The following is a 9416-nucleotide window of genomic DNA, read 5'->3' as shown; positions in this document are numbered from 1 at the left end:
TGACCACCGCGTGCTCGACGCCTCGACGAAGGAAATCGTGTCGACGGCCAAGCGTACCGGCGCAAACGTCCGCGGCCCCATTCCGCTGCCGACGCGGATCGAAAAGTTCACGGTCAACCGGTCGCCTCACGTCGACAAGAAGAGCCGCGAGCAGTTCGAGATGCGCACGCACAAGCGTCTGCTCGACATCGTCGATCCGACCCCGCAGACGGTCGATGCTTTGATGAAGCTCGATCTGGCCGCCGGCGTCGACGTCGAGATCAAGCTCTAAGGGAATGAGAGCGCGGTAAGGGGCGGTGCCCCTGGCCCGGAACTCTAAAGGAATTGAACCGATGCGTTCAGGTGTGATTGCAAAGAAGGTGGGAATGACCCGCATCTACAACGATGCCGGGGAACATGTTCCCGTCACCGTTCTCCTGATGGAGAACTGCCAGGTCGTGGCCCAGCGCACGCAAGAGAAGAATGGCTACACCGCCGTTCAGCTCGGCGTTGGCCTTGCCAAGGTGAAGAACACGTCGAAGGCGATGCGCGGCCATTTCGCGACCGCTTCCGTCGAGCCGAAGGCGAAGGTCGCCGAGTTCCGCGTCTCCGCCGACAACATGATCGATGTCGGCGCCGAGATCACTGTCGAGCACTTCGTCGCCGGCCAGAAGGTCGATGTGACGGGCACGACGATCGGCAAGGGCTTTCAGGGCGTCATCAAGCGCCACCACATGGGCGGTGGCCGTGCAACGCACGGTAACTCGGTTTCGCACCGTACGCACGGTTCGACCGGCCAGCGTCAGGACCCGGGCAAGGTGTTCAAGGGCAAGCATATGGCTGGCCACATGGGCGACACCCGCGTCACCACGCAGAATGTCGAGATCGTATCGACCGACGCCGACCGCGGCCTGATCCTGATCCGCGGTGCGGTTCCCGGATCGAAGGGCGCCTGGATCCTGGTCCGCGATGCGGCCAAGGTGGCACTGCCGGCCAATGCGCCGAAGCCTGCCGCGATCCGCGCCGTTGCTGCCGAAAGTGGCGCCAAGAACGAGGCTCCGGCCACAGAGGGAGCGGAATAATGGATCTCAAGATCACAACGCTGGGCGGCAAGGACGCCGGCAAGGTGGAACTCTCCGACGAGATTTTCGGCCTTGATCCGCGCGAAGACATCCTGCAGCGCGTCGTGCGCTGGCAGCTTGCCAAGAAGCAGCAGGGCACGCACAAGACCAAGGGTCGCGCCGAGATCGCGCGCACCGGCGCCAAGATGTACAAGCAGAAGGGTACGGGCCGCGCCCGTCACCATTCGGCACGCGCTCCGCAGTTCCGCGGCGGCGGCAAGGCCCACGGCCCGGTCGTTCGCAGCCACGAGCACGAACTGCCGAAGAAGGTTCGTGCTCTCGGCCTCAAGCATGCTCTCTCGGCCAAGGCCAAGAGCGCGTCGATCATCATCATCGACGAGCTGAAGCTGACCGAGGCCAAGACGAAGGCGCTGATCGCGAATTTCGCGACGCTGGGCCTGACCAACGCTTTGCTGATCGGCGGCGCCGAGCTTGACAAGAACTTCAAGCTGGCGGCGACGAACATCCCCAACATCGACGTGCTGCCCATCCAGGGCATCAACGTCTACGACATTCTGCGCCGCGGCACGCTGGTCCTTTCGAAGGCCGCCGTCGAGGCTCTCGAGGAGCGTTTTAAATGACCGACCTTCGTCATTACGACGTGATCGTCTCGCCGGCGATCACCGAAAAGTCGACCATGGCCTCCGAGCAGAACAAGGTCGTCTTCAACGTCGCCAAGAAGGCGTCGAAGCCGGAAATCAAGGCCGCCGTCGAAGCGCTGTTCGGCGTCAAGGTGATGGCCGTGAACACGCTTGTCCGCAAGGGCAAGATCAAGCGCTTCCGTGGCACGGTTGGCCGCCAGAGCGACGTCAAGAAGGCGGTTGTGACGCTGGCCGATGGTCAGTCGATCGACGTCGCGACGGGTCTCTGAGCAAGGCCGCGAGGACAGAACAATGGCACTGAAAAAATTCAACCCGGTAACGCCCAGCACCCGTCAGCTGGTCATCGTCGACCGCTCGGGTCTTTACAAGGGCAAGCCCGTCAAGGGTCTGACCGAAGGCCTGACCAAGTCGGGCGGCCGCAACAATCACGGTCGCATCACCGCCCGCTTCATCGGCGGTGGTCACAAGCGTTCGTACCGCATCATCGACTTCAAGCGCCGCAAGTTCGACGTCGTCGGCACGGTCGAGCGCATTGAATACGATCCGAACCGCACCGCCTTCATCGCGCTGATCAAGTATGACGATGGCGAGCTGTCCTACATCATCGCTCCGCAGCGTCTGGCTCCCGGCGACAAGATCGTCTCCGGTGAATCGGTCGATGTGAAGCCGGGCAATGCGATGCCGCTGGCTTCGATGCCGGTCGGCACCATCGTCCACAACATCGAGCTGAAGCCGGGCAAGGGCGCTCAGGTCGCCCGTTCGGCAGGTGGTTACGGTCAGCTGGTCGGTCGTGACCAGGGCATGGCGATCCTGCGCCTCAATTCGGGCGAGCAGCGTGTCGTTCACGGCTCCTGCATGGCCACTGTCGGCGCCGTGTCCAATCCGGACCACGGCAACATCAATGACGGCAAGGCCGGTCGCACGGTCTGGCGTGGCAAGCGCCCGCACAATCGCGGCGTGACCATGAACCCGGTCGACCATCCGCACGGCGGCGGCGAAGGCCGCACATCGGGTGGCCGCCATCCGGTTTCGCCCTGGGGCAAGCCGACCAAGGGCAAGAAGACGCGGTCCAACAAGGCGACCGACAAGTTCATCCTGCGCTCGCGCCATCAGCGCAAGAGCTAAGAAGAGGTAACGCCAAGTGACTCGTTCGATTTGGAAAGGCCCCTTCATTGACGGCTACCTTCTCAAGAAGGTGGACAAGGTTCGTGAAGGTGGTCGCAATGAGGTGATCAAGATGTGGAGCCGTCGCTCCACCATCCTGCCGCAGTTCGTCGGCTTCACCTTCGGTGTCTACAACGGCCAGAAGCATGTTCCCGTCTCGGTGAACGAGGACATGGTCGGTCACAAGTTCGGTGAATTCGCTCCGACCCGGACCTATTACGGTCACGGCGCGGATAAGAAGGCGAAGAGGAAATAATCATGGGCAAGGCCAAAGCTCCGCGCAGGCTTGCTGATAACGAAGCGCGCGCCGTATTGCGCACGATCCGTATCAGCCCGCAGAAGCTGAACCTCGTTGCCGCGCTGATCCGCGGCAAGAAGGTCGCGACAGCGCTTTCCGATCTCGAATTCTCGGCCAAGCGGATTTCCGGCACGGTCAAGAAGACGCTGGAATCGGCAATCGCCAACGCGGAAAACAACCACGACCTGGATGTCGATGCACTGATCGTGGCGGAAGCCTATGTCGGCAAGTCGATCGTCATGAAGCGGTTCCATGCCCGTGGCCGCGGTCGCGCCAGCCGTATCGAGAAGCCGTTCTCGCACCTCACGATCGTCGTTCGTGAAGTCGAAGAAAAAGGGGAGGCCGCATAATGGGCCAGAAAGTCAATCCGATCGGCCTTCGCCTCGGCATCAACCGCACCTGGGATTCGCGCTGGTTCGCGAACACCGGCGAGTACGGCAAGCTGCTGCATGAGGACATCAAGATCCGCAAGTATCTCGAGAAGGAGCTCAAGCAGGCTGCCATCTCGAAGGTCGTGATCGAGCGTCCGCACAAGAAGTGCCGCGTCACCATCCACGCCGCGCGCCCGGGTCTGATCATCGGCAAGAAGGGCGCCGACATCGAGAAGCTTCGCAAGAAGCTGATGGAGATGACGAAGTCCGAGACGCACCTCAACATCGTTGAAGTGCGCAAGCCGGAAATCGACGCGACCCTGGTCGCCCAGTCGATCGCCCAGCAGCTCGAGCGTCGTATCGCGTTCCGCCGCGCCATGAAGCGTGCCGTTCAGTCGGCGATGCGCCTCGGGGCCGAAGGCATCCGCATCAACTGCGCCGGCCGCCTCGGCGGCGCCGAGATCGCGCGCATGGAATGGTATCGCGAAGGCCGCGTGCCGCTGCATACGCTGCGTGCGGACGTCGACTACGGTACGGCCGAAGCGCACACGGCTTATGGCATCTGCGGCGTCAAGGTCTGGGTGTTCAAGGGCGAAATCCTTGAGCATGACCCGATGGCTTCGGAGCGTCGGGCCAGCGAAAGCGATGCAGCGCATGGCGGTGGTGGTGATCGCGAACGCGGTCGTCGTCGCGAAAACGCCTGAGACATTTAGGAATTTGGAGTTAGAACGATGCTGCAGCCAAAGCGCACAAAGTTCCGCAAGCAGTTCAAGGGCCGTATCCATGGTACCGCAAAGGGCGGCACCAACCTGGATTTCGGTGGTTTCGGGCTGAAGGCGCTTGAGCCGAACCGCGTCACCGCACGTGAGATCGAGGCGGCCCGCCGCGCGATCACGCGTGAAATGAAGCGCGCTGGTCGCGTCTGGATCCGTATTTTCCCGGACGTGCCGGTCACTTCGAAGCCGACCGAAGTCCGCATGGGTAAGGGCAAGGGTGCGGTCGACTACTGGGCGGCGCGCGTCAAGCCGGGCCGTATCATGTTCGAGATCGACGGCGTCAATGAAGAAACCGCCCGTGAGGCACTGCGTCTCGGCGCGGCCAAGCTCTCGGTCAAGACGCGCTTCGTGCAGCGCATCGCAGAATAAGGACGGGCTGATCATGAAAGCCGAAGACATCCGGACCAAGACCCAGGACCAGCTGACCGACGACCTGGCCAGCCTGAAGAAGGAGCAGTTCAACCTGCGCTTCCAGAAGGCCACCGGCCAGCTTGAGAAGACCGCGCGCGTGAGACAGGTCCGTAAGGATATTGCGCGTATCAAGACCATCGCTGCGGAAAAGTCCGCGGCTAAGAAGGCTTAAGGACGAAAACCATGCCAAAGCGCATTCTGCAGGGCACCGTCGTCAGCGACAAGAACGAGAAGACGGTTGTCGTCAAGGTCGAACGGCGCTTCACGCATCCCGTGATGAAGAAGACCGTGCGCATGACCAAGAAGTACAAGGCGCACGACGAAAACAACGCCCACAAGGTTGGCGATCAGGTGTTCATCCAGGAATCGAAGCCGATTTCCAAGGACAAGCGCTGGATCGTCGTGTCTTCGGACCAAGCCTGACCTCGGGCGTAAACAACGAATTTTGGACAGACCGGGGAGGGGCTTTGAGCCCATCCCGTTAGAAGAGAAGAAGGCGGCCAGTCATGATTCAGATGCAAACAAACCTCGACGTCGCGGATAATTCCGGCGCCCGTCGTGTCATGTGCATCAAGGTGCTGGGCGGCTCGAAGCGGAAATACGCTTCCGTGGGCGACATCATCGTGGTGTCGATCAAGGAAGCCATTCCGCGCGGCCGCGTAAAGAAGGGCGATGTGATGAAGGCGGTCGTGGTTCGCACGGCCAAGGACATCCGCCGCCCGGACGGCAGCGTGATCCGTTTCGACAAGAACGCGGCCGTTCTCGTCGACAACAAGAAAGAGCCGATCGGCACGCGTATCTTCGGACCGGTTCCGCGCGAACTCCGCGCCAAGAACCACATGAAGATCATCTCGCTCGCGCCTGAAGTGCTGTAAGGAGCCGGACCAATGCAAAAGATTAGAAAAGGCGACAAGGTCGTCGTGCTGGCCGGCAAGGACAAGGGCCGTTCGGGCGAAGTCCTCTCGGTGCAGCCGAAGGAAGACACCGCGCTGGTGCGCGGCGTCAACATGATCCGTCGTCACCAGAAGCAGTCCCAGTCCCAAGAGGGCGGGATCATCACCAAGGAAGCGCCGATCCAGCTGTCGAACATCGCGCTGGCCGACCCCAAGGATGGCAAGCCGACCCGCGTCGGTTTCATCTTCCAGAAGGACGGCAAGAAGGTGCGCGTCGCCAAGCGCTCGGGAGAAGTCATCAATGGCTAAGGCTCAATCCAAGCAGGCGACCGCGAACAACACGCCGCGCCTCAAGCAGGTCTACAACGAGACCATCCGCAAGGCGTTGCAGGAACAGTTCGGCTACGACAACGAGATGCAGGTTCCGCGCATCGACAAGATCGTGCTGAACATGGGCGTTGGCGAAGCGACCGCCGATTCGAAGAAGCCTTCGATCGCGGCCGAAGACCTGGCGATGATCGCCGGCCAGAAGGCCGTCGTCACCCGCGCCCGCAACTCGATCGCCGGCTTCAAGGTCCGCGAGAAGATGCCGATCGGCGCTAAGGTCACGCTGCGCAAGGAACGTATGTACGAGTTCCTCGACCGTCTCGTGAACATCGCACTGCCACGCGTCCGCGACTTCCGCGGGCTCAATCCGAAGAGCTTCGATGGCCGTGGCAACTACGCCATGGGCATCAAGGAACACATCGTGTTCCCGGAGATCAACTACGACAAGGTTGATCAGATCTGGGGCATGGACGTCATCGTTTGTACGACTGCGAAGACGGATGACGAAGCCAGGGCATTGCTCAAGGCTTTCAACTTCCCCTTCCGCCAGTAACGGCAGCGAGAAAAGGAAAAATCTGAAATGGCAAAGACCAGCTCAGTCGAGAAGAACAACAGGCGCCGCAAGCTTGCCGACCAGTACGGTCCCAAGCGCGCTGCCCTGAAGGCGATCATCATGGATCAGTCCAAGCCGATGGAAGAGCGTTTCCGCGCTCAGCTCAAGCTTGCCGCCATGCCGCGCAACTCGGCCAAGATCCGCATCCGCAACCGCTGCGAAGTCACCGGCCGTCCGCGCGCCTACTATCGCAAGCTCAAAGTATCGCGCATCGCGCTTCGTGATCTCGGCAATAACGGCCAGATCCCGGGCCTGGTCAAGTCGAGCTGGTAAGGAGGACATAACATGTCATTGAGCGATCCTCTCGGCGATATGCTGACCCGCATCCGCAACGCGTACGGCCGCAAGAAGTCGAGCGTTTCGACGCCGGCTTCGCGTCTGCGCACCCGCGTCCTCGACGTGCTGAAGGCTGAAGGCTATATCCGCGATTACAGCCAGACCGACTTCGACAACGGCAAGTCCGAAATCGAGATCGAGCTGAAGTATTTCGACGGCGCGCCGGTCGTGCGCGAAATCGCCCGCGTTTCGAAGCCAGGCCGCCGCGTCTATGTTTCGGCCAAGTCGATTCCGCAGGTCGCCAACGGCCTCGGCATCGCCATCCTTTCGACACCGAAGGGCGTGATGGCCGACCATGAAGCACGTGAACAGAACGTCGGCGGTGAGATCCTCTGCCAGATCTTCTGATCTGGCAGTTGACCGCAAAGTGGAATCCGGTCTTCGGATCGTTCCCGAAGACAGAGACCTGAAACAAGAGAAGTGACGAGGACAACAAAATGTCTCGTATTGGAAAGAAACCCGTTTCGCTGCCGCAGGGCGTGACCGCGACCGTCAACGGCCAGACCGTGACGGCGAAGGGCCCCAAGGGTGAGCTGAAGTTCGTGGTGAACGACGAAGTGCTGGTCAAGATGGAAGGCAGCGAGATCGCTGTCCAGCCGCGCGACCAGACCAAGACCGCCCGCTCCAAGTGGGGCATGTCGCGCACGCAGATCGTCAACATCCTGCAGGGCGTCAAGGACGGTTTCGAGAAGAAGCTCGAGATCACCGGCGTCGGCTATCGCGCGGCACTTCAGGGCAAGAACCTGCAGCTGGCGCTTGGCTTCAGCCATGACGTCGTCTATGAGACGCCGGCCGGCATCACCATCACCGTGCCGAAGCCGACCGAAATCACCGTGGCCGGCATCGACAAGCAGCAAGTCGGCCAGGTTGCGGCCGAGATCCGCGAGTATCGCGGTCCCGAGCCCTACAAGGGCAAGGGCGTCCGCTATGCCGGCGAGAAGATCGTCCGCAAGGAAGGCAAGAAGAAGTAGCGGGCCTGGCCTCGAGAAGTTGAGGCCAAGCCAAGAAGTGTAACGCCGCGGGGAGCGGTCGCGGGAGGCGCTTTCGCCTACCGCATATGGCGGCCCCCGTTTTTTGAAGGCAAGGAAGACCATCATGGGTACCAAGGAATCCACGCAGCGCCGCGCGCAGCGCGTCCGTCGTCAGATCAAGAAGGTCGCCGGCGAGCGTCCGCGTCTGTCGGTCCACCGCACGTCGAAGAACATCTACGTGCAGGTCATCGACGACGCCAAGGGCCACACCATCGCTGCCGCTTCGACGCTCGAGAAGGACCTCAAGGGTTCGCTCAAGACCGGCGCCGACACCGCCGCCGCCGCCGCGATCGGCAAGTTGATCGCCGAGCGGGCCACCAAGGCCGGCGTCAAGGAAGTCGTTTTCGACCGCGGTGCCTACATCTATCACGGCCGCGTCAAGGCGCTCGCCGAGGCTGCCCGCGAAGGCGGCTTGAGCTTCTAAGCATAGTCCCGAAAAGTTGCAGACTTTTCGGATAGGGATTATGCGAAGGAATTGATTTCGCCCCCGGTGACCGTTTCCCGATTTATTCGGGGCGAGGCACCGGATCTTATCAGCAACCGTGCTTCCGGAAAAAAACAAGGAACAGGATATGGCACAGGAACGTAGGGATGGCGGCCGCGGCCGCGATCGTGAAGAACGCGATGACGGCATGGTGGACAAGCTCGTCCACATCAACCGCGTCGCCAAGGTCGTCAAGGGCGGCCGTCGCTTCGGTTTTGCAGCACTCGTCGTCGTCGGCGACCAGAAGGGCCGCGTCGGCTTTGGTCACGGCAAGGCGCGCGAAGTGCCGGAAGCCATCCGCAAGGCAACTGAATCGGCCAAGCGCGACATGATCTTCGTGCCGCTGCGCTCGGGCCGTACGCTGCATCACGACGTCGAAGGACGCTGGGGTGCTGGACGCGTGCTGCTGCGCGCCGCCAAGCAAGGTACCGGCATCATCGCCGGTGGCCCGATGCGCGCTGTCTTCGAGACGCTCGGCATGCATGACGTGGTCGCCAAGTCGATGGGTTCGTCGAACCCCTACAACATGGTTCGCGCCACCTTCGACGCGCTGAAGAGCCAGATGCATCCCAAGGATGTGGCTGCTGCTCGCGGCATCAAGTATTCGACCCTTCAGGCCCGCCGCGGCACCGCCGTTGCGGCTGAAGAATAGTCGATCTGACCAGGGATTTTGACCATGGCCAAGAAAGCAACCAAGACCATCACCGTTGAGCAGATCGGTTCGCCGATCCGCCGTCCGAAGGAACAGCGCGCGACGCTGGTCGGCCTCGGCCTCAACAAGATGCACAAGCAGCGCACGCTGGAAGATACGCCCTCCGTGCGCGGCATGATCGCTGCCGTCCAGCATCTCGTCCGCGTCGTGGACGAGGGCTGAGCCAGAGCGCAGGAGAACTCAGATGAAACTCAACGATCTGCGTGACAAGGACGGCGCGACGCACTCCAAGAAGCGTCTCGGCCGTGGTATCGGCTCCGGCTCCGGCAAGACCGGCGGGCGGGGCGGCAAGGGCCAG

The 9416-nt window shown here is 61.7% G+C and carries 20 protein-coding genes and 1 pseudogene; all 21 read left to right on the top strand.

Annotated elements, in window-relative coordinates:
• The coding region (gene rpsJ, locus EOD15_RS21305; RefSeq protein ID WP_127408801.1) for a 30S ribosomal protein S10 at positions 1–271 on the top strand (271 nt) is incomplete at its 5' end.
• 61 nt (positions 272–332) lie between these two features.
• A complete protein-coding gene (gene rplC, locus EOD15_RS21300) occupies positions 333–1061 on the top strand; it encodes a 50S ribosomal protein L3 (protein WP_013531422.1) in 729 nt (242 codons plus the stop codon).
• A complete protein-coding gene (gene rplD / locus EOD15_RS21295) occupies positions 1061–1681 on the top strand; it encodes a 50S ribosomal protein L4 (RefSeq protein WP_013531423.1) in 621 nt (206 codons plus the stop codon). The genes rplC and rplD overlap by 1 nt, the downstream gene beginning before the upstream one ends.
• Positions 1678–1971 (top strand): 50S ribosomal protein L23, encoded by a 294-nt coding sequence (locus EOD15_RS21290; RefSeq protein WP_013531424.1) that lies wholly within the window; start codon positions 1678–1680, stop codon positions 1969–1971. The genes rplD and EOD15_RS21290 overlap by 4 nt, the downstream gene beginning before the upstream one ends.
• A gap of 22 nt (positions 1972–1993) precedes the next feature.
• Positions 1994–2827 (top strand): 50S ribosomal protein L2, encoded by an 834-nt coding sequence (gene rplB, locus EOD15_RS21285; RefSeq protein WP_024505067.1) that lies wholly within the window; start codon positions 1994–1996, stop codon positions 2825–2827.
• Positions 2828–2843: 16 nt separating this feature from the next.
• Positions 2844–3122 carry a 30S ribosomal protein S19 gene (gene rpsS / locus EOD15_RS21280; RefSeq protein WP_006205463.1) on the top strand — a complete coding sequence of 93 codons (279 nt, stop codon included), beginning with the start codon at positions 2844–2846 and terminating at the stop codon, positions 3120–3122.
• Positions 3123–3124: 2 nt separating this feature from the next.
• Complete coding sequence (gene rplV / locus EOD15_RS21275) at positions 3125–3514, top strand: 50S ribosomal protein L22 (protein ID WP_006205462.1); 390 nt, start codon at positions 3125–3127, stop codon at positions 3512–3514.
• Positions 3514–4239: a 30S ribosomal protein S3 gene (gene rpsC / locus EOD15_RS21270; protein ID WP_013531426.1), complete on the top strand. Its 726-nt coding sequence runs from the start codon at positions 3514–3516 to the stop codon at positions 4237–4239. Before rplV ends, rpsC begins: the two co-directional genes overlap by 1 nt.
• A gap of 27 nt (positions 4240–4266) precedes the next feature.
• Positions 4267–4680: a 50S ribosomal protein L16 gene (rplP, locus tag EOD15_RS21265; RefSeq protein WP_013531427.1), complete on the top strand. Its 414-nt coding sequence runs from the start codon at positions 4267–4269 to the stop codon at positions 4678–4680.
• 13 nt (positions 4681–4693) lie between these two features.
• A complete protein-coding gene (gene rpmC, locus EOD15_RS21260) occupies positions 4694–4894 on the top strand; it encodes a 50S ribosomal protein L29 (protein ID WP_006205459.1) in 201 nt (66 codons plus the stop codon).
• An 11-nt stretch (positions 4895–4905) separates the two neighbouring features.
• Positions 4906–5145: a 30S ribosomal protein S17 gene (gene rpsQ / locus EOD15_RS21255; protein ID WP_010909280.1), complete on the top strand. Its 240-nt coding sequence runs from the start codon at positions 4906–4908 to the stop codon at positions 5143–5145.
• 83 nt (positions 5146–5228) lie between these two features.
• Complete coding sequence (gene rplN / locus EOD15_RS21250; protein WP_006205457.1) at positions 5229–5597, top strand: 50S ribosomal protein L14; 369 nt, start codon at positions 5229–5231, stop codon at positions 5595–5597.
• Positions 5598–5609: 12 nt separating this feature from the next.
• Positions 5610–5924 carry a 50S ribosomal protein L24 gene (rplX, locus tag EOD15_RS21245; protein WP_013531428.1) on the top strand — a complete coding sequence of 105 codons (315 nt, stop codon included), beginning with the start codon at positions 5610–5612 and terminating at the stop codon, positions 5922–5924.
• Positions 5917–6495, top strand: a complete 579-nt coding sequence (rplE, locus tag EOD15_RS21240) for a 50S ribosomal protein L5 (RefSeq protein WP_127270613.1) — start codon at positions 5917–5919, stop codon at positions 6493–6495. The genes rplX and rplE overlap by 8 nt, the downstream gene beginning before the upstream one ends.
• A gap of 27 nt (positions 6496–6522) precedes the next feature.
• Positions 6523–6828 carry a 30S ribosomal protein S14 gene (gene rpsN / locus EOD15_RS21235; protein WP_013895695.1) on the top strand — a complete coding sequence of 102 codons (306 nt, stop codon included), beginning with the start codon at positions 6523–6525 and terminating at the stop codon, positions 6826–6828.
• A 12-nt stretch (positions 6829–6840) separates the two neighbouring features.
• The gene (rpsH, locus tag EOD15_RS21230; RefSeq protein WP_013531431.1) at positions 6841–7239 is read left to right on the top strand and encodes a 30S ribosomal protein S8; all 399 of its coding nucleotides are present in this window, start codon (positions 6841–6843) and stop codon (positions 7237–7239) included.
• 89 nt (positions 7240–7328) lie between these two features.
• Entirely contained in the window at positions 7329–7862 is a 534-nt protein-coding gene (gene rplF, locus EOD15_RS21225) for a 50S ribosomal protein L6 (protein WP_013895694.1), read from the top strand.
• 124 nt (positions 7863–7986) lie between these two features.
• Positions 7987–8346, top strand: coding sequence for a 50S ribosomal protein L18 (rplR, locus tag EOD15_RS21220; protein WP_027038735.1), 360 nt, complete (start codon positions 7987–7989; stop codon positions 8344–8346).
• A gap of 148 nt (positions 8347–8494) precedes the next feature.
• Complete coding sequence (rpsE, locus tag EOD15_RS21215) at positions 8495–9058, top strand: 30S ribosomal protein S5 (protein WP_006333394.1); 564 nt, start codon at positions 8495–8497, stop codon at positions 9056–9058.
• Positions 9059–9082: 24 nt separating this feature from the next.
• Positions 9083–9280 (top strand): 50S ribosomal protein L30, encoded by a 198-nt coding sequence (rpmD, locus tag EOD15_RS21210; protein WP_006205449.1) that lies wholly within the window; start codon positions 9083–9085, stop codon positions 9278–9280.
• Between the two features lie 22 nt (positions 9281–9302).
• Positions 9303–9416, top strand: a pseudogene (locus tag EOD15_RS21205) (50S ribosomal protein L15); the annotation flags it as partial.

The organism is Mesorhizobium sp. M7A.T.Ca.US.000.02.2.1 (assembly GCF_003996995.1).
GTDB lineage: Bacteria > Pseudomonadota > Alphaproteobacteria > Rhizobiales > Rhizobiaceae > Mesorhizobium.
The sequence above is the reverse complement of the archived record's forward strand: the minus strand, read 5'-3'. Positions and strand labels throughout refer to the sequence as shown.